We start from the raw sequence: 22,968 nt of genomic DNA, 5'->3' as shown, positions 1-22,968 counted from the left end.
AAGCAGGATGGTCTCGATTTCCCGACGAACCTTCGTCACGGCAACCGTGGCTGCCCTCGCGGCGCCGGCTCGCGGTGCGCGGGCGCAGGAGGGCAGTCCCCGCGCCGGCGGGCGGCTATCCTTCGTGATCCAGCCCGAACCGACCACGCTGGTGTGCTTCAACACGACGGAGGGGCCGGCCATCCAGGCCAGCACCAAGGTGGTTGAGGGGCTGCTGACCTACGACTTCGAGCTCAATCCCAGACCGCAGCTCGCAACGGCCTGGAGCGTCAGCGAAGACGGGTTGCAATATCGTTTCGAGTTGCGGCGGAACGTGAAATGGCATGACGGCCAGCCGTTTACGGCAGCTGACGTTGTCTATTCCATCGGTCTTCTCAAATCCGCGCATCCACGTGGTCGCACGACGTTTGCCAACCTGCTCGAAGCCGGTGCGGTCGACGAGCATACGGTCGTGCTTAAACTGTCGAAGCCGGCGCCGTATCTGCTCTATGCGCTGGCGGCGGGCGAGTCTCCGATCGTTCCGCGTCACATTTTCGACGGCAAGGGCGATCCGCTGCAGAATCCCAATAATCGTGCGCCAATTGGGACCGGACCCTTCGTCTTCAAGGAATGGGTGCTCGGCAATTATGTCGGCTATGTCCGCAATCCGAACTACTGGGACAGCCCGAAGCCATATCTTGATGCCTTGCTGGTTCGCGTAATCCCAGACGGGGCTGCGCGCGCCGTCGCGTTTGAAACCGGTGAGCTCGACCTCGGTGGATCGACGCCCGTTTCGCCGCTGGACCTTGAGCGCTTCCGCGCCCTTCCGCATCTGGGCCAAGAGACGCGTGGTTACGAATACTCTCCGACGCTGTATGGCCTGGAGTTCAATCTGGATCATCCGATCCTGAAGAGCCCGCAAGTTCGAAAGGCGATCGCGCATGCGGTCGACCCCGCCGTGGTGCTGAACGTGGCATGGTACGGACTGGGAGAACGGACGGTCAGCATCGTCAGTCCGACCTTGAAGCGGTTCTACAACGCCAAGGTCCCGACGTATTCCTACGATCCGAAGGCAGCAGGCAAGCTACTCGACGAGGCCGGATTCCCCTTGAAAGGGCGCTGGCGGTTTGCGCTGACGCATGACTTCCAGCCCTTTGGCGAGAACTTCAAGCGCAGCGGCGAAGCCCTGAAGAGCGTGTTGGCCGCCGTTGGCATCGACGTAACCGTTCGCGGGCAGGATTTTCCAAGCTATCTGAAGCGCGTCTATACCGACCGCGACTACGACTTCACCTTTCACCCCTTCACCAACATGTTCGATCCGACGGTCGGTTTGCAGCGGTTCTTCACCAGCGACAACTATCGCAGGGGTGTGGCCTTCACCAATGCGAGCCACTACTCCAATCCGGAGGTCGACCAGCTCTTTGCCCAGATTGCCGTCGAATCCGACACGGCCAGGCGCAGGGCGTTGATCGATCGCTTTCAGGAGGTTGTCGCGGATCAGCTTCCGGTGCTCCCCTTGATGCTGAGCAAGCCCGTGACGGTCTACAACCGGCGCGTGGTCGGGCACACCATCGATAGTGCCGGTGTGCAGGGCAATTTCGCGGAAGTCTGGCTGCGCGGTTAGGTCGGGCCCGATACTGCGGCTATCTCGGCGTGATGGCATGCAACCCGCTGGCCGGAGCGGGCGCTGCGCAGCTCAGGAGACTGCTGTTTGCAGAGCTCCGTTGCGAGCGGACAGCGTGGTTGGAAGCGACAGCCCTTGGTCGAATTGCGTGGGTCCGGCAGGTCGCCTGGCAGGGGGGCTGCGTAGCGCCGCCGGGCGGGGTCCGGGACAGCGTCGATCAGCGCGCGGGTGTAGGGATGCAGCGGATTCTTCCAGATTTGCTCATGGCTGCCGGCTTCGACGATGCGCCCGAGATACATCACCAGCACCCGATCCGACAGATAACGCACGACCGAGAGGTCGTGGGATATGAAGAGCAGCGACAGCTTCAAGTCGCGCTTGATGTCGGCGAGCAGATTGAGGATCTGGGCTTGCACGGATAGATCAAGCGCGGACACCGGCTCGTCGCAGATGATCAGGTCCGGTCCCAGGACCAGCGCTCGTGCGATTCCGATGCGCTGACGCTGGCCGCCTGAAAATTCATGCGGATAGCGTGCAACCGCGTCCTCCGGTAAGCCGACCTGGGACAGGATTGCCCTGACCCGCTGGCGTCGGTCGGCGCGTGAGCCGACGCGATGGACGTCGAGCGGTGCCAATAGAATATCGCCGATGGTTTGTCGCGGATTGAGCGAGGCGAACGGGTCCTGGAACACCATCTGCAGCCTGCGCCGGTAGGCTCGCAGTCGCTGCTGTGGCAGCGTGGTGAGATCCACACCGTCGAACGCGATACGGCCGGCCGACGGTTCAACGAGCCGCAGGATCGTCTTGCCGAGGGTCGACTTTCCGCAGCCGGATTCTCCAACGAGACCGACAGTCTCGCCCGGCGCGATGTCGAGCGATACGTCATCCACCGCGTGGACCGGCGCGGTACCGACCCGATAGGTGGTCTTGAGATCAGTAACTGACAGCAGCGTCATGGGGCAGACCGCGAGATGGTTCAGTGAGATCGACGTGGCACGCAACGCGCCGTCCAATTGCCGCGTCGCGTTCGTGCGGGACATTGGTCCGGCACAGCGCCAACCGGCGCGGACACCGCGGTGCAAAGGGACAACCTGCCTGGGTGGCGGCAGAAGCGATGTTGCCAGGGATTTCCGACAGCCTGGCGCTTCGGTAGTGCAGGTTCTCGTGCAATCGGGGGGAGGCCGCGAGAAGGCCGTGCGTGTAGGGATGCAAGGGGCGCTCGAACAAGATGCCTGGCGGCGCTTCCTCGACTTTTCGTCCCGCATACATCACCACGACACGGTCGGCCCATTGGCCGACAAGGCCGAGATCGTGGGTGATCAGCAGCAGCGATAGCGACAGCTCGCGGCGCAGGCGGTCGAGCAGTTCGAGCACCTGGGCCTGGATGGTCACATCGAGCGCAGTGGTCGGCTCGTCCGCGATCAGGATCTTCGGACGGCACGCCGCCGCGATCGCGATCATGACGCGCTGGCGCATGCCACCCGACAGTCGGTGCGGATGGTCGTCCAGGCACCGCTCAGGGTTGGGAATGCGCACCAGATCGAGCAGTTCGGCGGCTTCACGGCGCGCCTGCGCCTTCGAGAGGCCGCGATGCACTTGCAGAACCTCGGTGATCTGCCGGCCGATGGTCAGCACCGGGTTGAGCGACGTCATCGGTTCCTGGAAGATCATTGCGATATCGCGGCCGCGCCGGCGACGCATCTCGATCTTCGGGAGCGCGAGCAGATCGTCGTCCCCGAGGCGTACCCGACCGGAGACAATACGCGCGGTGCTTGGGAGCAGGCGCATCAGCGCCAATGCCGTCAGCGATTTTCCTGAGCCGGATTCGCCGACGATGGCAAGCGTTTCCGCCGGAGCGAGGCTGAAGCTGAGGTTCCGCACCGGCGTTGCGCTCGGAAAGCCGATGGTGAGATCGCGGACGTCGAGCAGGGGTGCCATCCTATCGCTCCCTGCTAAGGCGAGGATTGAGCACATCCGTCAGTCCGTCACCGATCAAGTTCAGTGAAAGCACGGTCAGAACGATGACCAGGCCAGGCAATGCGGTGAGATACCATGCCGTTCTGATCAATTCGCGCCCGGAGCCGATCATGCTGCCCCAGCTCACGACATTCGGGTCCCCCAGTCCGAGGAATGACAGTGCCGCTTCCATCAAGATTGCGGTTGCGACCATCACCGATGTGGTGACGATAATGGCCGGGAGAGCATTCGGCAGGATCTCGCGAACGACGATGCGGGTGTCGCTGAAGCCGAGCGAGCGCGCCGCCATGACGAATTCCTTCTCACGCAACACCCGAAACTCGGCGCGGACCAGCCGTGCGATGGTTGGCCATGTGACGAGCCCGATGGCCCACGTTACCGTTGCTATCGAGGGCTGCGCGATCGCGACCAGTACGACGAGCAGGATAAAGCTCGGAACGGTCTGGAACAGCTCGATGACCCGGACCAGAATGTCGTCGATGAGGCCGCCTCGATAACCGGCGACGGCGCCGACCCCGATGCCGATCGTGACACCAATCGTCGTGGCGACAAAGCCGATCAGGAGTGAAATTCGCGCGCCATGCATGAGGCCGGCGGCGACGTCGCGGCCCAGAGAGTCGGTTCCAAGAGGGTACGCAAGATCCTGTCCGGGCCATAGCAGCGGTCGAGCCACCATCGAGAGGGGATCGCCGGGATAAAGAAGCGGCGCGAACACAGCCGCGGCGATGATCGCCAGCAACAGAGCCACGCCGGCGACGAGAGACGGATTTCGCCTGAGGCGACCGAACGATTGCGATCGCGATTGGCTCGCGTCGGTAGCGATCACATGCGTGTCCGGCGCGTGAACGTTCGGCCATTCGGGGCGCTCTGGCGCGGTTCGTGGCCGATCATCAGCGGCCCGTTCGGCCGAATGTGTGGAGTCGAGGGCGGCGTCGGTCATGGTCAGCGAGTCTCGATGCGAGGGTCGAGCCAGGCCTGCACGAGATCAACCGTCATGTTTGCGATGATCACGAGCAGGGAGGAGAGCAGGAGGATTCCGAGGAGCACGCTGAAGTCGCGGCTCATCACGGCCTCGAAGGCGAGGCGGCCGAGGCCGGGCCAGCTGTACACGGTCTCGACCACCACTGCGCCGCCTAGCAGGCCTCCGAAGTGCATGCCGGCGACCGTGGTCACCGGCAACAAGGCGTTGCGTAGTACATGGCGCACCGTGATCGTGAGTGGAGAGAGCCCTTTCGCGGCGGCCGTGCGCACATAGTCCTGAGCCTGAGCTTCCAGCATGGCGGCGCGGGCAAGTCTGGAATAGATTGCGATGTAGAACAGCGAGAGCGAGAGGGCGGGAAGAACCATGTAGCGGGCACGGTCGATCAGCAGATCGAAGCCGCTGAGGTTCGCGCCGATAGTGGCAGCGCCGCCGCTCGGCAACCAGCCCAGCTTGACGGAAAACAGCAGGATCAGCATCAGGCCGATCCAGAAGCCCGGTATCGAGTAGAGCAGCGTGACCACGATCGAGATCAGACGATCCGGCCATCGGCCGGCGAATGTCGCCATCACGATGCCAAGTGCGATGCCGCCGGCAAGGGCGATGACGAGCGCGGTTGCCATCAGGGCCACCGTGCCGGGCAGTCGCTGACCGATGATGTCGGCGACCGGAAGATTGTAGCGCGGTGAGTAGCCAAGGCTCAAATGGGCAAGATTATCGAGGTAAGCTGCAAGCTGTAACAGGATCGGCTGATCGAGGCCGAAACGGGTGCGCAGCGCCGCAACCGTTTCCATCGTCGCCGATCCGGACTCGCCGGCAAGGACATCGGCCGCGTCTCCCGGCGCGAGCTGCAGCAGAAAAAAATTGATGACGACGATTCCGATCACCGTCGGGATCGCCTGCCAGATCGTCCGGCGAAAAGTCTTTCCAATGCGCTGGATGCTCGACATGTTTCTTCTAACTTCCATGACGTGTCGAAAAGATGCATTTGCTCACGCCGTCGTTCTTCGCGCGGTGAGCGCGCGGCGATCCTCCATGACGAGAGAGGAGGCGCCGTTGACAATGCCGATGCGGCTCGCCAACGTCGACGCATACGCGTGCGATCGTATCGGTGTTGCGGATGCTCCACGGACGGCACGTATCACCACGACGGACATGAAGATGACCATAGTGCACAAGCCGGGCGACATCGTTAGCTGGCCGGTCTTTTCCAGCCCCAGCCAGTTTCCGGAAAGTCCTTTGTCGAAGGCGCTGCAACAGCCGCTGCTGCTTGGCTTGTTCCTGCCGATCCAGGCCGGTGGCTGGAGCGCGTCGACCTTGTCGCGCTCGACGACGTGGACGTTCGATTACAATCGCGATCTCACGCTCAGCGCGGAGTTCTTCGGCTTCGATCTCGTGTTCGCGCTGTCGCAATGGCTGCCGAAGGGCGGCTACGGCGGCGTCTTTACGGGCGAAGCGCTCGATTCGTTCATCACGACCGCTTCGCTTGCCGCTGTCACGTCGCGGATCATGCTGATCTCGACTATCCACGTGCTCTACGGGCCGATCCATCCCCTGCATCTCGCCAAATACGGTGCCACGCTGGATCATATTTCGGGAGGGCGCTGGGGGATCAATGTCGTGACTGGCCACCGCGCCATCGAGCATGAGGCATTCGGCTGGAACCAGATCGAGCATGACCGCCGCTACGAACTGGCGGCCGAATTCATCGAGGTGCTGCAACGGCTGTGGGGCGACCAGGAGAACTTCTCGTTCGAGGGGAATCTCCCTGGCGCCTGAGCAATGCGTTCGTGACGCCCAAGCCGCGGTTCGGACGGCCTATCCTTGTCAACGCCACCGGATCGGACGCCGGCATCGCGTTCGCGGGCCGCTATTCCGACATCGTGTTCGTGACCAGCCCGGCGGGCTCGTCCTTTGCGAGCGCAATCGAAGCCCTGCCGGCACATGTCCAGCGCGTGAAGCAGTCGGCCATCGACGTCGGTCGCGAGGTGCGGACGCTGCTCAATCCGATGGTCGTCTGCCGGGAGACCGAGCGCGAGACCTGGCAGTATCACGATGCGATCGTCGATCACATCGATCCCGTTGCCAGCATGCAGAACTTTGCGAGCGATGCGCATGCCTGGAAGGGACGCGTCGGTGTCGATGCGCCGAAGCGCCGCGCCATCGGTGGCAATATCGAGGTGATCGGGACACCCGAGCAGGTGGTGGAGCAGTTCGTGCAGCTCAAGAAGGCCGGGATCGACGGCCTTCAACTCAGCTTCTTCGATTTCAAGCCTGATCTCGATTTCTTCGGCCGCCGTGTGCTGCCATTGATGGAGCAGGCCGGGCTGCGCCATGCCGTGCCGAAGCTCGAGATTGGTTGACCGGGTTTCCATGCGGGTCAGGCGGAGGCAGCTTTAGGCGTCCGCCCCGCCGCGGACGGCCGGAAGCTGGCGGCAGGATGCGACAAGGGCAGGCGTGCCCGACCGGTGCCGAACACCTTCTCGCGCAACGTGCCCGGAGCGTATTCGGTCTTGTAGACACCGCGCCGCTGCAATTCCGGTACGACGAGTTCGGCGAAATCCTGATATCCGCCGGGCGTCACGGCATAGCTGAGGTTGAAGCCGTCGATACCGGTCTCGCCGACCCAGGCCTGCAGTTCGTCGGCGACCTCGGCGGGTGAGCCAACGATGACCGGACCGCGGCCACCGATGCCGTTGTGTTCGATGATCTCGCGGATGGTCCAGGGGCGCTCGCTCCTGGAGAAGGAATTGATCATCGAAGTGACCGCGTTGTCCTTCTTCACGGTCGGAAACGGGTCGTCCAGGCTGTAGCGGGACAGGTCGATCCCGGTCCACCCCGACAGCAATGCGAGCGAGCCCTTGGGGTCAATATAGCGCTGATAGTCGCGGTATTTGGCTTCCGCGGCGGCACGGGTCTCGGCGGCAATCACTGTCGTCAGGGCATAGAAGCGGATGTCGTGCTCGTCGCGGCCGAACGCCCGAGCGCGTGCCCGCGTCTCGGCGACGTTGGCCGCGGTGCGTGCCTTGGAATGCTCCCCCAGGAACACCGCTTCGGCATGCCGGGCGGCGAAATCCTTGCCGCGATTGGAGGCACCTGCCTGGAACAGGAATGGCGTCCGTTGCGGAGAGGGATGGGCGAGGTGGATGGCGTCGACCTTGAAATGCACACCGTGGTGATGAACTTTGCGGATGTGCTGCGGATCCGCGATCACGCCCTTGATGAGGTCGCCGACAATGGCCTCGTCGTCCCAGCTGCCTTCCCAAAGTGCATAAACCGCATCGAGGAATTCGTCGGCAAGATCGTAGCGGGGGTCGTGCGGCATGATGTTGTCGCGGCCGATCGCGCGTGAGGCCGCGTTCGAATAACCGGTCACGATGTTCCAGGCGACGCGCCCCCTGGTTAAGTGGTCGAGGGTGGAGAAGCGGCGGGCGAGCGTGAAGGGCGGCTCGTACGACACGGGAGCCGTAACGCCGATGCCGAGATGCTCCGTGACATGCGCCATGGCCGAGACCAGCAGCATCGGATCGAGCTTCGGAATCTGTGCCCCGCTGCTCAGCGCCGCGTCGGCCGTTCCGGCATAAACGTCGTGAATACCGATGCCGTCGGCGATGAAGATCGAGTCGAACTTGCCGGCCTCGAGAATGCGTGCCACGTCCGTCCAGTATTTAAGCGTATCGAAGTCCAGCGAGCGGTCCTCCGGATGGCGCCATAGCCCGGGAGAAAGGTGAACCGGGCTGAAGATGGCGAAGCCGTTGACCTGGATTTGCTTGGGCACGACGCTCTCTCGGCTACTGGAATGTGGACGGCTCGGGATGGACGCCGGTCAGAAACCAGTTCCCGACATTGCGCGTCTTGTATTCGGCGGGATTGTGCAGCGTGTGGATGCGCACATTGCGCCAGAAGCGGTCATAGCCATTGGCAATGGTAGCGGAGCGTGCACCCATCACCTCGAAGATGCGGCTGGTGACATCAAGCGCGACCTCACCGGCATGGGCATTGGCGCCGGCAATCACGACCGCGGCCTCGCCGCGCTCCTGGGGCGTCAGATCGCGGCCGCGCGACCAGACCCGATCGAGCGTCGCGGCCGCCTCATCCGCGAGCAGCGTGGCCGCTTTCACCCGCGTATAAAGCTCGCCATAGACCCGTCTGACCCAGGGATCATCGGTGTGCTTTTCAACGCCCGAATGAAGCCAGGGGCGGGACGTTTCCCGCGTATAGTCGCGCGCGGTGATCAGGGCGCCCTGCGCACTGCCGATGAAGACGTTCAGTAGGGTGCTCTGCTGCAGGAAGGGAGTTACGGTCTGATAGGGACGGCCGCCGTCAGGCTTGTGGTCGAACACCTCGTTTCGATGAATCCGGACCCCGGTGTAGGTGACGCGCCCGCTTCCGGTTTGCCGCTGGCCGAAGCCGTCCCAATCATTCTCGATCCGGATGCCGTCCCGGTTCGCCGGAATGGCCGCGAAGCTGCGTGCATTGGTGTCGCGGTCTTCCCAGGCGACCTGCAGATAGTCCGCGATATGCGATCCCGATGTGAACGGACGAAACCCGTCCAGGATGTAGCCGTCGGCGTCGCGGCGGCCGAACAGGCTCTTCGAGAAACTGTTTGCGGTATTGCCCCAGAACCAGTTGCCGGCGGCGGACCGCTGGAAGATGTCGGCAGCCTGCTCGGCCGTGCCGCGCAGATGGGCGGCATGCTGGGAGCCGAAATGGTAGCCGTAGAGGTGTCCCAGGGCACCGTCCACTTTGGCAAACTCACGGGCGATCTTCAGCGCGGTCGACCAGCGTTCGCCGGCGCCGCCGAATTCCGTCGGTATCAACAGGTTGAGAAGGCCGCTCTCCTTCAGTAAGGCCAACTGCTCGAGCGGTTTGCCGCCGGCACGGTCGCGCTCGGCGGCGTCGCGCGCGAAGATCTCGCGCAACCGCACTGCCTTGGCAAAATGGGGATTTGATGTATCGAGATCGAAACTCATGAGGATACCCCGTGCGAGATCAGCTTTGCAGCCAGACGTCGGCAAAGTTGGCGGACGGCCCGTCGATCGTCGTGGTGTGATCTCGGACCTTGCGGTTGACGATGGTCAGGTTTGGTCCCGTCACCAGATTGATGTCGGGCAGGTCGGTCGCGACGATGACCTGGAAAGCGTAGAACAGTTCACGGCGCTTTGCCGGATCGCTTTCGACGGCGGCCGCCTCCGGCAGCCGGTCGACCTCAGGGTTGCTGTAGCCCGATCCGTTTGAGAAGGGCACGCCGGGTTTGAAGTTCTTCGACCAATACAGCCGCTGTACGCCGACCGTCGGATCGAACGAATGGCTCATACCGTTGCTCATGAAGTCGAAGTCGCGGTTTGTGTAGGTTCGCTTGAACCAGGTCGGAACGTCCTGTGGGCGCAGCGTCACGCCGATGCCAATCGTGGAAAGCGCCTGGCGCGTGTAGGCGCCAAGTTGCTGATAGGTCTCGCCATAGGGCATGTAGTCATGGAAAACCTTGAAGCGCGTACCGTCCGGGCCGCGCGGCAAGCCTGCGGCATCGAGCAATGCTTCGGCCTTCTTGGGAGCGAATTCGTAGTGCGGAATCCCGGGATTGTGGAATTGCTTCAGCGCCGGGCTGATCGCGGCCGGTGCACTCTGGATCCATCCGTAGAAAACGATGCGGTTGATCGCGTCGCGGTCGACTGCATGAGCGACGGCACGCCGGACCTCCGGCTTGGCAAAGTAGGGATTGGCGAGGTTGAACTCGAGCCGGTACACGATGGGCTGATAGTCATAGCCGCGTGTTTCGATCAGGAGGTTCGGGTTGGCCTTGAGCGTCTCGATCTGCCCGAGCGGCACCGGCGTATCAGGCGCGTAGTGGATCTCCCCGGTCTCGAGTGCAACCGCGCGGGCGTTGGCGTCGGCGATGAAGCGGATGACGATGCGGTCGAGATAGGGCTTGTCCGGATCCCAGTAATTGGGATTGCGCTCCAGCACGATGTGGCTGCCCTGTTTCCATTCCTTGAAAACGAAGGGACCAGTTCCAATCGGCGCGCGTCCGTTGGGATTGGCCAGGGGATCGGTGCCCTCATAGATGTGCCGCGGCACGATCGGTGATTCTGAGGCCGTGAGGGCGGCGAGCAGGTATGGCGCGGGCTTGTCGAGCACGATTTCCGCAACATGCGGATCGGGCGTGCGCACCTCGCGAACCGAGGCCAGCGTGCCGCGGCCGCGTGGATGATGCTGCTTGAGAAGCTCGATGGAGTGCGCGACGTCCGCCGACGTGAAGTCGCGGCCATCGTGCCACTTTACACCGCGCCGGAGCTCGAACCGATAGCTGAGCCCGTCTTCGCTCTTCTGCCAGCTGGTCGCGAGCTGCGGGCGGGGATTGAAGTCCAGATCGAAGGCGACGAGCCCCTCGGTCACCTTTCCGCTTACGCGGGTGGTCGGGCCCGCGGTGTGCGTCAGGCTGACGAGGATGGGAGGCTCGGGCTGGATCACGACGTTCAACGTTCCGCCATGCTGGCCTTCATCGGCTGCGCGCGCCGAAGTCACCATTGGTCCGCCGACAAAGGCGCCGGAGGTCAACAGCAGAGCCTTTGTGATTTGCCGGCGCGTAAGCCAGTCCATTGCCGATCGCACGTCAGTTGTGAACACTGTGTCGCAATAATCCACCTCGAGGTCCGACAATCAATCCTGCGGCGCGCTTCCTCGCATAATGAAAATTTTGCTGCTGCATGCGTGGCACGTCGCGCTCGCGAACGCGCGCCGTTGCTGTGAACAACAAAAGCAAATTCTCTGCGAAACATGATCAAGATTGAGGCGGTACAAGTTGCGCGGCGGATCCGGCGAGATAACCTCTCCGTGCGCCGCGGTCTGACGCGGGGGCGCGATGTCGCTGGATCGACGGACCTTCAATCGCGGCCTTCTGGCTTCCGGCGCCGCCGGCCTGCTCGGTCCATCACAAGCGATGGCCGCCGATGCGAAACCGGTACCCGGCGGCACCTTGAATTGGGTGTACTACCCGGACCCTTCCGCGATCATCGCAATCAACACGTCGTCGGGAACCGGACAGACGATCGGCACCAAGATCAACGAAGGGCTCCTTGCGTACGACTACGATCTTAATCCGAGGCCGGTACTGGCGACATCCTGGACAATCGGCGACGATGGCAGACGCTACACATTCCAGCTGAGACCGAACGTGAAATGGTCTGATGGAAGGGAGTTCACGTCGGCCGACGTCGCATTTTCCATTGAGCGGCTGAAGATCGCTCATCCGCGCGGGCGCATCACGTTCGCGAATGTAGAGGCAGTCGAAACGCCGGACCGTCTGACGGCCGTGATCGTGCTGTCAAAGCCAGCCCCCTTCCTGATTTCGGCGCTGGCCGGTGCCGAATCTCCCATTGTGCCCAAGCACATTTACGAGGCTCTCAAGCCCGAGGAACAGCCCCGGCTCGAGCAGACGATCGGGACCGGTCCGTTCCTTTTGCGGGAATGGGTTCCCGGCAGTCATCTTCTGTTCGTTCGCAATCCGAACTATTGGGATGCGCCGAAGCCTTATGTCGACCGCTTGGTGCTGAAGGTCGTGCTGGATCCGGCCGCGCGTGCGGCGGCGCTTGAAGCGGGCGAGGCCGATATCGGGGCGACGCCGGTGCCATATGGCGATATCGAGCGTTTCAAGCTCGACAAGCGGTTCGTGGTCGATACCACGACCTACGCCTATTCGGGCCCACAGCAGCAGCTGTTCTTCAATTTCGATACGCAGATCCTGCAGGATCGCCGTGTACGCAAGGCGATCGCCCATGCGATTGATCATCGGGCTTTGGTCAACGTCGTGTTCTTCGGCTACGGCCTGATCTCTCCGTCGCCGGTCAGCACGGCCCTGCCCAAGTTCTACGATCCGAAGATCCAGGCTTGGCCATTCGATCCGAAGGCGGGAGATCAATTGCTGGATGAGGCCGGCCTCAAGCGAGGTGCGGGCGGCATCAGGGCCAAGCTCAGGCTCACGCAAAATCCATTCCTGCCCGCGAGCTTCGCCGATTTCCTGCGCAATTCCCTGCGCCGGATTGGCCTGGACATCGAGATTCTGCGGTACGATCTCGCAACCTACCTGAATGTTGTCTATCGAGATCGGGCATTTGACCTGACGATCGAAAGCCTCTCCAACACGTTCGATCCGACGCTCGGCGTGCAACGCGCTTACTGGTCGAAGAATTTCCGCATCGGCCTGCCTTTCTCGAACGCGGCGCATTACAGCAATCCGGAGGTCGACCAGCTGCTGGAGGCAGCTGCGATCGAGCCGGATGCCGAGAAGCGGCGCGCGATCTGGTCCAAGTTCCAATCGATCATCCACGAGGGAGTGGCCTCCGTCGACATCGTCGCGGCGGGCGGCGTGATCATTGCCAACAAGAAGGTTCGAAACTTCGCTCCCGGCGCTGAGGGATTGAACGGGAGCTTCGCCGATCTCTGGATCGACCCGTCCGTCTAGGCCGTGACATCACGTTCTTTTCCTTTCGCCTGCCTGCGCAGAAGAGAAATAGCGCGGTGCGCGTCAAGAATGAAAATCTGTGAGATTGCGCAGGGCGATCATGGATCGTCATACTCTGACGGCAACGCCGGGCGGGTGATGGTGCGGCGAGGAACGTGTTGATGATCGCAAAACGCAAACTCTTCAGTCTCCTGCTTGCGGGGGCCGGTCTACTGTTCGGTTTGAGGTCGGGGCTTGCCGCCGATACGCTCACGGTGCGGATCGGATTTGCTTCCGTCGGTGCCGACAATCGCCAGTTCTCCGGCGGCTCGTCCGCGGCGGTTGCCCATTCCGAGCATTATCTCGATCGGGAATTGCATGACCGGCCGGACGTGAAGGTCGAATGGTATTTCTTCAAGGGAGCAGGCCCCGCCGTCAATGAGGCCTTCGCCAACAACCAGCTCGACTTCGCGATCCAGGGCGATCTGCCCGAGATCATCGGCCGTGCAAATGGCCTAAAGACCAGGATATTGCTCGCATCCGGTGCCCATGCGCCGATCTATCTTGCGGTTCCGTTCGGTTCGGCGATCCGAAGGGTTGCCGATCTCCGTGGCCGAAAGGTCTCCATTTTCCGTGGAACCAACAATCATCTCGCCGCCGTCAAGGTGTTGGCCGGCAACGGTCTCCAGGAGCGGGACGTTCAGATCATCAACATGGATACGGCCACCACGAATGCGGCGTTGACGTCAAAGGATATCGACGCTGCGTTCGGCAACTTCCCGCTGGCCAGCCTCGCCGAGAAGAATATCGCGGAGATCATCTACACCACCAAAGGCGACAATCCGGCCTATGAACGGCATTCGACGCTGATCGGGCAGGATGCCTTTATCAAGGCGCATCCCGATATCACGCAGAAGATCGTCTCGGCGATCGTCCGTGCTGCGCGCTGGGCGTCGGACGAGGCCAACCGGGAAGCGTTCTTTGAGATATCGGCCCGAACAGGCTTTCCGGCGTCAGGATATCGCTTTGACTTCTCCAACCAAGAACTGAAGTATCGCAACACCCCGATTATCGATGCATCGATCATCGAGAGCTATCGCGTGCAGGCCAAACAGGCGAAGGAGTTCGGTCTGCTTCGCCGCGACGTTGACCTCAATGGCTGGTTCGACCGTTCATTCCTGGATGTTGCGCTCAAGGAGCAGGGTCTCGTCGGTTACTGGCAGGAATATGATGCGAGCGGACGGCCGCAGGCGGCGGGACAATGAACATCGCCGCTCAGCTGCGGACAACGGCATTCCCTGACCACGGGCAGGGGCAGTTGGAGGTGCGCAACGTCTCCAAGCCGTTTGTCGTGAATGGCGCGCCCGTTGAGGCGCTGCGGGACGTGTCGCTCGACGTCGCGGCCGGCGAGTTCGTCGTTCTCCTGGGGCCGAGCGGTTGCGGGAAGTCGACGCTGTTGCGGCTCATCGCCGGGCTCGAGCCGGAATTCCGCGGCAGCATCAGTCAGGATGGCAATGCGATCGCGGGGACGAGCCTGGATCGCGGCATCGTCTTCCAGGAGCCACGACTGTTCCCCTGGGCGACGGTTTCCCAAAACATCGCCCTCGGCCTCAAGAATGCGCCGCTCAGCGAGCGGGCCAAGCGGGAGGCCGTTGCCGCGCATATCACGTTGGTCGGACTCGATGGATTCGCGCAAGCATATCCGCACCAGCTCTCCGGTGGCATGGCCCAGCGCGCGGCGATTGCGCGCGGCCTCGTCAATCGCCCCCGGCTCCTGCTGCTGGACGAGCCCTTTGGTGCGCTCGACGCGCTGACGCGGGCGCGGCTCCAGGTCGAGCTACAGCGGATCTGGGCGCACGAGAGGATCACGATGGTCCTGGTCACCCATGATGTCGACGAAGCTGTGCTTCTCGGCGATCGCGTCATCGTGCTCGCGCCTCGGCCCGGTCGTGTGTCGCGGATTTTCGCGATTTCCGCGCCAAGGCCGAGGTCGCGAACTGACGATGATCTGGTCCGAATTCGCAACGATGTATTGCGCGCGCTCGGCGATGGTGAAGAGGACGGCTCCGAGGGTGCGCCGATCGGCGGCCCGGCATGAGTGATGCAGCTCTTCGCACGACGCTTGAGCCTCGGACCACCGCGGTGGCGGGTTTCCGACGTATCTCCGGTCGCGTCAGTGTAGCGGTGCTTCGTCAGCTCATGAAGCTTGGCTGGTTGCTCATCCTGCCGGCCATCATCCTCCCGATCTGGATCGTCGGCACCAACCATGGCTGGCTTCCGGAGCAGATCCTGCCGCGGCCCGGCGATGTGCTGCACACGTTGCGGGACATGATCGCAAGTGGCGAGCTTGCCCAGCATGCGGGCTACAGTTTGCGGCGTGTCGCATTTGGCTTCGCGATCGGTGCAGCTGCTGGCCTGGTCGTCGGCTCCGCCATGGGACTGTCGCGGCGCGTGGACGATTATGTCCGTCCGCTGTTCACGGCGATCGCCCAGGTGCCGGCGCTGGCCTGGATTCCACTCGCGATGCTGCTGCTCGGCATCGGGGAGGGGCTCAAGATCGTCGTGATTGCGAAGGCGGCATTTGTGCCAGTGGTCATGAACACGAGCGCGGGCATCGCGAACGTGCCGAGGGCGTTCGTCGAGGTGGGAGAAATATTCCGCTTTACGCCCCTGCAGATGCTGCGCCACGTCGTCCTCCCAGGAGCGATACCGCCGATCTTCACGGGCCTGCGCTACGGACTGACCCATGCCTGGATCGCGCTGGTCAACGTCGAACTGCTGGCCTCGTCGGAGGGGCTCGGCTACCTCCTGGTCTGGGGTCGTCAGATGTTCTGGCTCGATACCGTGCTGGTCGCCATGATCGTGATCGGCGTGATCGGCTTTGTGAGCGACAAGATTCTCGCCGTTATCGAAACCGGCCTGCAACGCTGGCGGATTGACGGTGTCCAGTAGCGCCGCTCTCGGATCACTCGGCCGCGGGCTGGTCTTGCCGATTGGCCTGCTGCTGACCTGGGAGGTCGCCAGCCATTCGGGCCTGGTCAACCGCCAGTTCCTGCCGCCGCTCGAGCATGTGGGCGCCACCGCGTGGCAGGAGTTGGCGAGCGGCGAGCTCCTTGAAGCGCTTGCCGCCAGCCTGCGCCGTGATCTCCTCGGATTTGTGTTCGGCTCCGGCGCCGGGGTCTTGATCGGGCTGTTGCTCGGCCTCTCCACAATCGCCGACCGCGTCGTCATGACCTGGTTCAATGGCCTGAAGCAGATCGCGCTCCTGGCGTGGATCCCCCTGATCTCGCTCTGGTTCGGATTCGACGAGATGGCGAAGGTTGTATTCATCGGGCTCGCGGCGGCGATCCCCGTCATTCTCAACCTGGTCGAAGGTATTCACGCAACATCCCACAAGCTCGTCGAAGTGGGTGAGGTGTTTCGCTTCAACCGCGTGCAATTCATCCTTTATGTCTATCTTCCAGCGGCGATGCCGTCGCTGCTGACCGGGCTGCATCTTGCGCTGATCTATGCATGGCTCGCGACCATCGGTGCCGAATACTTCATGGCTGCCGGCCCCGGCATCGGCGGCCTCATTATTGCCGGCCGCGAACGCTTCGATATGGATCTCGTGATGCTCGGAATTCTCGTCGTCGGCTCGGTTGGATTTCTGGTCGACCGCGGCGCGAGTTGGCTGGAGCAGCGGTTGATACCTTGGAGAGCTGCGTCGGCGCAGGTCTAAGCGAAACAGGCCACACTCGCCTGCTTCAGGAGAGCTATTCCGCAGCTTGCCGAGCCGCGACAAGAACTCTCTATCTTTGTCGCCAACTTTGCGATCGACGCATCCGGTCGCCCGACCTAGCATTTTGAACAACGCGTCGCGCCGTATGGGCACTTCGTCGAGTGCGACGGTTGCTTGTCCCGGGTATCAGCCGGAAATGCGTCGAACCTGAAGCAGCGGAAGATGCCCATGACGACAAACCAACATGAACCGTTCTCACCGTTGCGGCGAACTCTTCTCGGACTGACCGGTCTCGCTGGGCTTGCAGCACCATTCGGTGCCATGCAGGCCGCGCGTGCCCTTCCGGCGTTTGGTCTTGGCCCGGCCGCTGATCCCCTGAGCGAAGCGCCGATCTGTCGGGTAGCGAATTCCGACGAGGCCCCGACGGGGCCGGCTCGTCACATCCGCTTTGCCTACAATGGCACGGGCATCTGCACGGCAGCGGTTCCTGTCGCGTTACATCGGGGATATTTCGCGCGTCACAATCTGGATGTGGAATTCCTGCAGCTCGCAGGCAGCACCGATCAGATGTTGCAGTCCCTGGCGACCGACAAGGCGGATGCCGGCTCGAGCATGTTGCTCAACTGGCTGAAGCCGCTGGAGCAAGGCATCGACGTCAAGCTGACCACCGGCCTGCACGGCGGCTGCACCCGGCTGTTCGTGCGCAAGGAGTCCGGCTTCAAGGATATCACCGATCTCAAGGGCAAGACGATCGGCGTCTCCAGCATTTCCGGGCCGCCGCGCAACTTCTTCGCCATCCTGCTGTCGGACAACGGGCTCGATCCGCAGACCGATGTGCAATGGCGCGAATTTCCGGCCGATCTGCAGCTCACGGCCCTGCAGCGCGGCGAGATCCAGGCCATCGCCAACTCCGACCCGAATGCCTGGCTTACGGAGCGGCGCGCCAATGGCGATCTCGTCGAGATCGCATCAAATCTGAGCGGGGACTACGCCAACCTGTCGTGCTGCACGCTCGGCGTACGGAGTTCGCTCTGGGCGTCGGATCCTACCGCGGTGAAGGCGCTGACCCTCGCCGTTCGCGAAGCTGCGCACCACGTTGCCGAACATCCCGATGACGCTGCCGAGATATTTTCCAAATACACCCCGAAGGTGGCAGTCGCCGACCTCGCTGCGATGCTGCGTAGCCATACGCATGGCCATCACCCGGCAGGCGCGGATCTGCGTCGTGAAGTCGTGAAGATCACGAGCGATCTGAAACGTGCCACGATCATCAAACCCAATACGGATCCGGCCAAGCTTGCCAATCGCGTCGTGGTCGATATCGACGTCTAGGCGATTTCCCGGTGGAGTGCGTTATGAGCAACACGAGAAACAAGGCCGCCTCAACTGTCGTGCCTGGCCCGCCAGAGTTTGATGGCGCTGCTTCGGCGGCGTTGCAATCGCGCTACGGCAAGGATTCGCCTCTGATCGGCGAAGCCTGGAACGGGGTGCTGGACCATCTCCTTGCCCACCGCTCGGTGCGAGCCTATCGGCCGGATCCGGTGCCGCGAGGTACGGTGGAAGCGCTCGTGGCAGCCGCGCAGTCGGCTGCATCGTCCTCCAACCTCCAGACCTGGAGTGTCGTGGCGGTCGAGGATGCGGCGCGCAAGGCGCGCCTCGCTGAGTTCGCCGGCGGGCAGAAGCATATCGTCGAGGCGCCGCTTTTCCTGGTGTGGCTGGCGGATTTGTCGCGGGCCGAGCGTCTGGCAAGGAGTGCGAACCATCCCAAGGATGGACTGCCCTTCCTCGAGACGTTCATCGTGGCCGCGGTCGATGTGGCATTGGCCGCCCAGAACGCGGTTGTAGCGGCAGAAGCGCTTGGTCTAGGATCGGTCTATATCGGCGCGCTCCGCAACAGGCCGCAGGCCGTGGCCGAGGAACTGCGACTGCCGCCGCAGGCCGCGGCGGTGTTCGGGCTGTGCATCGGCTATCCCGATCCGACGCGGCCCGCCCGGGTCAAACCGCGCCTGCGCCAGGATGTCGTGATCCATCGCGAGCGCTATGCGACGGCCGGAGAGGATGCGGGAATCGCAGCCTACGACGCCACCTTGCGCGATTTCCAGAGCGCCGAGGGATTGCCCGCGACCGGGTGGACCCAAGCCGTGCTCAACCGGCTTGGATCGGTCCGGTCGCTGAATGGGCGGGACCGCCTCGTCGAGGAACTGCGAGGGTTAGGCTTTCCACTCAAATAGGATGCAAGTAGCGCGTGCGACCTGGAGTGCGATGAGGGTCGTGCTCTAGGTTCGCTCCTGTCCCCAGCGCTGCACCGTGATCCGTGTCAGGCTCCTGAACGCAACGCTCTCCACAAGGAGGCCGATCAGGATGACCGTGAGCAGTCCGGCAAAGACGCTGGCGGTCTCCAGTTGAGCGCGGCTGGTGTAGATGAACCAGCCAATTCCGCCGGAGCGCGCGCTGACGCCGAAGACCAGCTCGGCTGCAATCAGCGTGCGCCACGCGAACGCCCAGCCGATCCGCAAGCCCGACAAGATCTGGGGAAATGCCGCCGGTACCAAAATCTCGGCAACGAAACGGCCGCCCGACAAGCCGAGGTTACGGCCAGCCATCAGCAGCGTTGGCGGGATGGCGCGAAAGCCGGCATGGCAGGCCAGCGCAACCGGCCACAGGACCGAGTGGACAATCACGAAAACGAGGCTCGGCGTGCCAACGCCGAACCACAGCAATGCAATTGGAAGCAGCGCGATCGCAGGAAGCGGATTGAACATCGAGGTTAGCAAGCCAAGGGCTTCGTTGCCCCAACGTGACAAGGTAGCCAGTGCGGTGAAAACCGCGGCGACGCCAACGCCTAGCGCATAGCCTGTGACCAGAACGCGCAGCGAAGTCAGCGTCCGATTTGGCAACTCGCCCGACAGGATCGCCGACCAGAGTGCCGACAGCGTCGCTCCCAGCGTCGGGAGCAGCAGCGCATTGTCGAGCCAGCGCGCATAGAGCTCCCAGGCGAGCGCAAAAGCAGCAAGAATCACAAGACGCCGCCAGGGCGCTTGCTCGCACACGCGGCGCAGCGCCGGTGCGTCAGAAAGTTTCGGAGCTGTAATGTCAGCCATGATCAAGTTCCGGATCGGTAAAGACGACTTGTTGGATCTTTTGCTCCAACTCGGCGAAAGCCGTCGTGCCGCGAGTGCGGCTTCCCGGCGGGACGTCAAATGTCGCGGCCAGTCGCCCCGGATGAGGTGTCAGGGCGAGGATGCGGGTCCCGACCCGGATCGCCTCGTCGATGCCGTGCGTCACAAACAATGCCGTACTGCCGGTCTCTTCACATAGATTAAGCAACTCGTCCTGCATCTGACGTCGCGTCAAGGCGTCCAGCGCGGCGAAGGGTTCATCCATCAGCAGCAGCGCCGGCTCCAGCGCGAAGGCACGCGCGATTGCAACACGCTGCTTCATGCCGCCAGACAGAGTGTGCGGAAAACTATCGACGAATTTGGTTAGTCCAACCCGTTCGAGCCAGCCCCGAGCAATAGTCTCCGCCTCCCGGCGTGGAAGCGACTTGCCGCGCTCCAGGGCATAGCGGACGTTGCCCAGCACGGTGCGCCACGGCAGCAACTGGTCAAATTCCTGAAACACCGTCATCCGCTCGGGGCCGGGCGCTCCGATCGGCTGCCCATTCATCCGAATCTCTCCAGCGCTCGGGTTGAGAAAGCCGCCAACGGCGCGCAGCAGCGTGGACTTGCCGCAGCCCGACGGACCCAACAGAACAAGCCGCTCGCCTGCCGAAAGCGTGAGGCTCACATCTTCGACCGCGGTCAAGGTGCCGTCGCGCGTCGGATAGCTGATGCTGACGTGATCCAGCGCGAGCAGCGTCGGAGACGCGGCGTCGCCGGCGACGTCGGTCAGTCGGGGAACGACGTTCATGTCAGCTTCCCGGTTCGTCTCCGAGCCCGGACCAGAACAAGTCCCGCCACGACGCCGGCGCTTGCTTGATCAAGCCGACCTTGGCCTCGAAATCTGCGAACTTCTGGGCGCCTTCCGGAGCGGTTGTGAAGTTGACGTCCTTGTCGCGGATGATGCTTTCGACGAAGTCGGGAGCGAGCTTAGAGCCTTCGGCCTTGATATAGAGCACGGCCGCGTCTTTCGGATTGGCCTTGATCCATTCATTGGCGCGATCGAGACCGCGAACGAAAGCCTGGATCGTCTTCGGATTGTCGTTGACGAACTTCGTGGTGGAGTAAACCACGTTGAAGGTGTGGGGACCGCCGAGGACATCGTAGCTGTTGAGGACCTGATGCGCCTTGCCGCTCGCCAACTGCTGCTGCGAGAACGGTGGTGAAGTGAAGTGCGCCGTGATCTCGGAATGTCCCGACAGGATTTGGGCGGTGGCGTCCGGATGCGGCATGCTGACGGTGAGTTCGTCGAGCTTGTCGTATTTGCCGAAAGCCTTGTCGGCCGCCATCTGGAGGACGATCGGCTGGAAGCCGACCTTGACCGATGGAAGGGCGATCCGGTCCTTCTCGGTGAAATCCGCAATCGTCTTGATGCCCGGATTGTTGGTGGTCAGGATGTTGGCCATCGAGCCCAAGGCGGCCACGCCGATGATTTTGGCGGTTGTCCGCGTCTTGTCCCAGGTCAGGATCATCGGCGTGATGCCTGCCGTCGCAAAATCGAGCCCGCCTGAAATGAGCGCTTCGTTCATCGCCGCCGCACCGGACAGCCGAAGCCATTCGATCTTCGGCGGTGCGATGCCGAGCGCCGTCGCCTCTTGCTCGATCAGTCCCTTCTCGCTGGCGACAATGAGCGGAAGGTAGGCAATCCCGAATTGCTGCGCGATGCGAAGTTGATTGGTTTCCGCGCGGACGCCGTTGGCGCCGCTTGTGAGCGCGATCAACGCGAGGGCGCCAGCACGTAGAAGCATCGATGTATTCATTTTATGGTCTTCTGAGTTTCCGTTTGTCCAAGCGGCACGTCGCGCTTTTGCAAACCCTTTTGGCCACACTTCAGGAAATCCCGCAATTGGTCCAATGGATTGGAACAATTGCCGCACCTCCAAGAATTTTCGTTGAGATGCCGGCTGACGAGATCGATGTTCTCCAATTCGTCTGCGATAGAGAAATCGGTTCTTTGTGTGGGACGGCGCCCGTTTGACGATACTTGTCCAAGTCGCGGGCGGTGTGGTGGGGAACATAAAAGGTCGTCTACCCAATCGGCGTTCGCTGGCGCAGTTGCCAGTGTGCCGGTTGCAGCGCGTCTCGAGCGAAAGGAGCCGGCTGCTATCGGAAGCACGGACGTGAGAAGTCTTTGCTATCTGACCGAACTTTACAGAGCACGTGTTGTTTTGTTCGCCAACCGCTTGTCGGAAGCCGCGGTCCAACTAGGATGTCGAGGACGGCAATCGAACGCGGGCACAGCAGGTGACAGAAGCCTTGAATTCAGCGCGGATCATTGATCTGGACGCCTATCGATCAATGCGGCGGAGGCAGCAGCCACCGACATCCGCTGGACAGTGGCAAAGCGCCGCCTTTGGTCCTTCCTTTGGCGCAATGCAGCTTTTCTGGCTCTGGCCGGCCTGGATATGGGTGCCGATGGCGGTACCGGCGACGTCCGCCGTGCGCTGGGATGCTTTATGAGCGACGGTAACGTCGCTTCCTCATTAGATGCGAACCCGTCACGCGGCGCAGAGCAGGATCTACCTGTCGTTCTCGGGCGCAATCTGCGACGGCTGCGAACGAGCCGCGGCCACTCGCTGGAGCGATTGGCGAAACAGTCCGGCGTCAGCCGTGCGATGCTTGGACAGATCGAGACCGGAAAGAGCGTTCCGACCATCGCACTGCTGTGGAAGGTTGCGAACGCACTTCATGTTCCGTTTGCCAATCTGCTACAAGCGGATGTCGCGCGAGGCCCGGTTGTGCTTCGGCACAGTGATGCCAAGCTGCTCTCATCGAGCCAGGGACAGTTCACGTCTCGGGCGTTGTTTCCGTTCGATGGCAACCATCAGGTCGAATTCTACGAACTCAGAATCGGTCCGCTGCATCGTGAGAGCGCCGAAGCGCATGCGCCCGGCACCCGTGAGAACTTGTTTGTGGCGAAGGGGGTCGTCGAGATCTCTGCCGGCTCCGAGAAGCCGCAGACCTTGACGGAAGGCGACGCGATCGTCTTCGAGGCCGATGTTCCGCATGTCTACAAGAATCTGGTGACCAGCGAGGCGGTCCTCTACCTCGTCATGACCTATGCCGAGGGTGCGGTCTGAAACGAGAAAG

At 62.5% G+C, this 22,968-nt stretch carries 19 protein-coding genes and 1 pseudogene; 10 read left to right on the top strand and 10 right to left on the bottom strand.

Annotated features, from left to right (window positions below; all coding sequences use genetic code 11):
- Positions 1–7 precede the first annotated feature (7 nt).
- A complete protein-coding gene (locus ACSKB9_RS19500) occupies positions 8–1,603 on the top strand; it encodes an ABC transporter substrate-binding protein (RefSeq protein WP_438075039.1) in 1,596 nt (531 codons plus the stop codon).
- Here the strand turns inward: ACSKB9_RS19500 and ACSKB9_RS19495 are convergent.
- From ACSKB9_RS19495 to ACSKB9_RS19480, 4 genes are read right to left on the bottom strand one after another with little or no spacing between them, the layout of a single operon-like run.
- On the bottom strand, positions 1,600–2,559 hold the full coding sequence (locus ACSKB9_RS19495; protein WP_438075037.1) for an ABC transporter ATP-binding protein: 960 nt from the start codon (positions 2,557–2,559) through the stop codon (positions 1,600–1,602). The genes ACSKB9_RS19500 and ACSKB9_RS19495 overlap by 4 nt on opposite strands.
- A complete protein-coding gene (locus ACSKB9_RS19490; RefSeq protein WP_438075035.1) occupies positions 2,537–3,541 on the bottom strand; it encodes an ABC transporter ATP-binding protein in 1,005 nt (334 codons plus the stop codon). Before ACSKB9_RS19490 ends, ACSKB9_RS19495 begins: the two co-directional genes overlap by 23 nt.
- A gap of 1 nt (position 3,542) precedes the next feature.
- Positions 3,543–4,520 carry an ABC transporter permease gene (locus tag ACSKB9_RS19485; RefSeq protein ID WP_438075033.1) on the bottom strand — a complete coding sequence of 326 codons (978 nt, stop codon included), beginning with the start codon at positions 4,518–4,520 and terminating at the stop codon, positions 3,543–3,545.
- A gap of 2 nt (positions 4,521–4,522) precedes the next feature.
- Positions 4,523–5,509 (bottom strand): ABC transporter permease, encoded by a 987-nt coding sequence (locus ACSKB9_RS19480; RefSeq protein ID WP_438075031.1) that lies wholly within the window; start codon positions 5,507–5,509, stop codon positions 4,523–4,525.
- Positions 5,510–5,720: 211 nt separating this feature from the next.
- Between ACSKB9_RS19480 and ACSKB9_RS19475 the strand changes: the two are divergent.
- Positions 5,721–6,922, top strand: a pseudogene (locus ACSKB9_RS19475) (LLM class flavin-dependent oxidoreductase).
- A 17-nt stretch (positions 6,923–6,939) separates the two neighbouring features.
- Here the strand turns inward: ACSKB9_RS19475 and ACSKB9_RS19470 are convergent.
- Genes ACSKB9_RS19470 through ACSKB9_RS19460 form a run of 3 tightly spaced genes read right to left on the bottom strand, consistent with a single transcriptional unit; the run spans position 6,940 to position 11,159 of the window.
- Positions 6,940–8,337 (bottom strand): LLM class flavin-dependent oxidoreductase, encoded by a 1,398-nt coding sequence (locus ACSKB9_RS19470; protein ID WP_438075029.1) that lies wholly within the window; start codon positions 8,335–8,337, stop codon positions 6,940–6,942.
- Between the two features lie 13 nt (positions 8,338–8,350).
- A complete protein-coding gene (locus ACSKB9_RS19465; RefSeq protein ID WP_438075027.1) occupies positions 8,351–9,532 on the bottom strand; it encodes an acyl-CoA dehydrogenase family protein in 1,182 nt (393 codons plus the stop codon).
- Positions 9,533–9,551: 19 nt separating this feature from the next.
- A complete protein-coding gene (locus ACSKB9_RS19460) occupies positions 9,552–11,159 on the bottom strand; it encodes an ABC transporter substrate-binding protein (protein ID WP_438075025.1) in 1,608 nt (535 codons plus the stop codon).
- A 262-nt stretch (positions 11,160–11,421) separates the two neighbouring features.
- Between ACSKB9_RS19460 and ACSKB9_RS19455 the strand changes: the two genes are divergently transcribed.
- The 7 genes from ACSKB9_RS19455 (at position 11,422) to ACSKB9_RS19425 (ending at position 18,951) form a co-directional block, all read left to right on the top strand.
- Positions 11,422–13,020, top strand: a complete 1,599-nt coding sequence (locus ACSKB9_RS19455) for an ABC transporter substrate-binding protein (protein WP_438075023.1) — start codon at positions 11,422–11,424, stop codon at positions 13,018–13,020.
- Positions 13,021–13,181: 161 nt separating this feature from the next.
- Positions 13,182–14,264: an ABC transporter substrate-binding protein gene (locus ACSKB9_RS19450; RefSeq protein WP_438075022.1), complete on the top strand. Its 1,083-nt coding sequence runs from the start codon at positions 13,182–13,184 to the stop codon at positions 14,262–14,264.
- On the top strand, positions 14,261–15,097 hold the full coding sequence (locus ACSKB9_RS19445; RefSeq protein ID WP_438075020.1) for an ABC transporter ATP-binding protein: 837 nt from the start codon (positions 14,261–14,263) through the stop codon (positions 15,095–15,097). Before ACSKB9_RS19450 ends, ACSKB9_RS19445 begins: the two co-directional genes overlap by 4 nt.
- A gap of 101 nt (positions 15,098–15,198) precedes the next feature.
- Positions 15,199–15,951: an ABC transporter permease gene (locus tag ACSKB9_RS19440; protein WP_438075018.1), complete on the top strand. Its 753-nt coding sequence runs from the start codon at positions 15,199–15,201 to the stop codon at positions 15,949–15,951.
- Positions 15,941–16,720 (top strand): ABC transporter permease, encoded by a 780-nt coding sequence (locus ACSKB9_RS19435; protein WP_438075016.1) that lies wholly within the window; start codon positions 15,941–15,943, stop codon positions 16,718–16,720. The genes ACSKB9_RS19440 and ACSKB9_RS19435 overlap by 11 nt, the downstream gene beginning before the upstream one ends.
- A gap of 228 nt (positions 16,721–16,948) precedes the next feature.
- A complete protein-coding gene (locus tag ACSKB9_RS19430; RefSeq protein WP_438075014.1) occupies positions 16,949–18,052 on the top strand; it encodes an ABC transporter substrate-binding protein in 1,104 nt (367 codons plus the stop codon).
- Positions 18,053–18,075: 23 nt separating this feature from the next.
- Positions 18,076–18,951, top strand: coding sequence for a nitroreductase family protein (locus ACSKB9_RS19425; protein WP_438075012.1), 876 nt, complete (start codon positions 18,076–18,078; stop codon positions 18,949–18,951).
- 45 nt (positions 18,952–18,996) lie between these two features.
- Here the strand turns inward: ACSKB9_RS19425 and ACSKB9_RS19420 are convergent, their stop codons facing one another.
- From ACSKB9_RS19420 to ACSKB9_RS19410, 3 genes are read right to left on the bottom strand one after another with little or no spacing between them, the layout of a single operon-like run.
- A complete protein-coding gene (locus ACSKB9_RS19420) occupies positions 18,997–19,821 on the bottom strand; it encodes an ABC transporter permease (protein ID WP_438080303.1) in 825 nt (274 codons plus the stop codon).
- Positions 19,814–20,629: an ABC transporter ATP-binding protein gene (locus ACSKB9_RS19415; protein ID WP_438075010.1), complete on the bottom strand. Its 816-nt coding sequence runs from the start codon at positions 20,627–20,629 to the stop codon at positions 19,814–19,816. The genes ACSKB9_RS19420 and ACSKB9_RS19415 overlap by 8 nt, the downstream gene beginning before the upstream one ends.
- Before the next feature lies 1 nt (position 20,630).
- Complete coding sequence (locus ACSKB9_RS19410) at positions 20,631–21,896, bottom strand: ABC transporter substrate-binding protein (RefSeq protein ID WP_438075008.1); 1,266 nt, start codon at positions 21,894–21,896, stop codon at positions 20,631–20,633.
- A gap of 438 nt (positions 21,897–22,334) precedes the next feature.
- On the opposite strand from ACSKB9_RS19410, the gene ACSKB9_RS19405 reads away from it, so the two are divergent.
- On the top strand, positions 22,335–22,958 hold the full coding sequence (locus ACSKB9_RS19405; RefSeq protein ID WP_438080302.1) for a helix-turn-helix domain-containing protein: 624 nt from the start codon (positions 22,335–22,337) through the stop codon (positions 22,956–22,958).
- Positions 22,959–22,968 lie beyond the last annotated feature (10 nt).

Origin of the sequence: Bradyrhizobium sp. BR 1433 (genome assembly GCF_051547665.1) — a bacterium.
Taxonomy (GTDB): domain Bacteria; phylum Pseudomonadota; class Alphaproteobacteria; order Rhizobiales; family Xanthobacteraceae; genus Bradyrhizobium; species Bradyrhizobium australafricanum.
The sequence above is the reverse complement of the archived record's forward strand: the minus strand, read 5'-3'. Positions and strand labels throughout refer to the sequence as shown.

Coding starts and splice junctions, on each gene's coding strand:
- ACSKB9_RS19500 (WP_438075039.1), top strand. CDS start 8: ATGGTCTCGATTTCCCGACGAACCTTCGTCACGGCAACCGTGGCTGCC.
- ACSKB9_RS19495 (WP_438075037.1), bottom strand. CDS start 2,559: ATGACGCTGCTGTCAGTTACTGATCTCAAGACCACCTATCGGGTCGGT.
- ACSKB9_RS19490 (WP_438075035.1), bottom strand. CDS start 3,541: ATGGCACCCCTGCTCGACGTCCGCGATCTCACCATCGGCTTTCCGAGC.
- ACSKB9_RS19485 (WP_438075033.1), bottom strand. CDS start 4,520: ATGACCGACGCCGCCCTCGACTCCACACATTCGGCCGAACGGGCCGCT.
- ACSKB9_RS19480 (WP_438075031.1), bottom strand. CDS start 5,509: ATGTCGAGCATCCAGCGCATTGGAAAGACTTTTCGCCGGACGATCTGG.
- ACSKB9_RS19465 (WP_438075027.1), bottom strand. CDS start 9,532: ATGAGTTTCGATCTCGATACATCAAATCCCCATTTTGCCAAGGCAGTG.
- ACSKB9_RS19460 (WP_438075025.1), bottom strand. CDS start 11,159: ATGGACTGGCTTACGCGCCGGCAAATCACAAAGGCTCTGCTGTTGACC.
- ACSKB9_RS19455 (WP_438075023.1), top strand. CDS start 11,422: ATGTCGCTGGATCGACGGACCTTCAATCGCGGCCTTCTGGCTTCCGGC.
- ACSKB9_RS19450 (WP_438075022.1), top strand. CDS start 13,182: ATGATCGCAAAACGCAAACTCTTCAGTCTCCTGCTTGCGGGGGCCGGT.
- ACSKB9_RS19445 (WP_438075020.1), top strand. CDS start 14,261: ATGAACATCGCCGCTCAGCTGCGGACAACGGCATTCCCTGACCACGGG.
- ACSKB9_RS19440 (WP_438075018.1), top strand. CDS start 15,199: ATGAAGCTTGGCTGGTTGCTCATCCTGCCGGCCATCATCCTCCCGATC.
- ACSKB9_RS19430 (WP_438075014.1), top strand. CDS start 16,949: ATGACGACAAACCAACATGAACCGTTCTCACCGTTGCGGCGAACTCTT.
- ACSKB9_RS19425 (WP_438075012.1), top strand. CDS start 18,076: ATGAGCAACACGAGAAACAAGGCCGCCTCAACTGTCGTGCCTGGCCCG.
- ACSKB9_RS19420 (WP_438080303.1), bottom strand. CDS start 19,821: ATGGCTGACATTACAGCTCCGAAACTTTCTGACGCACCGGCGCTGCGC.
- ACSKB9_RS19415 (WP_438075010.1), bottom strand. CDS start 20,629: ATGAACGTCGTTCCCCGACTGACCGACGTCGCCGGCGACGCCGCGTCT.
- ACSKB9_RS19410 (WP_438075008.1), bottom strand. CDS start 21,896: ATGTTCCCCACCACACCGCCCGCGACTTGGACAAGTATCGTCAAACGG.
- ACSKB9_RS19405 (WP_438080302.1), top strand. CDS start 22,335: ATGAGCGACGGTAACGTCGCTTCCTCATTAGATGCGAACCCGTCACGC.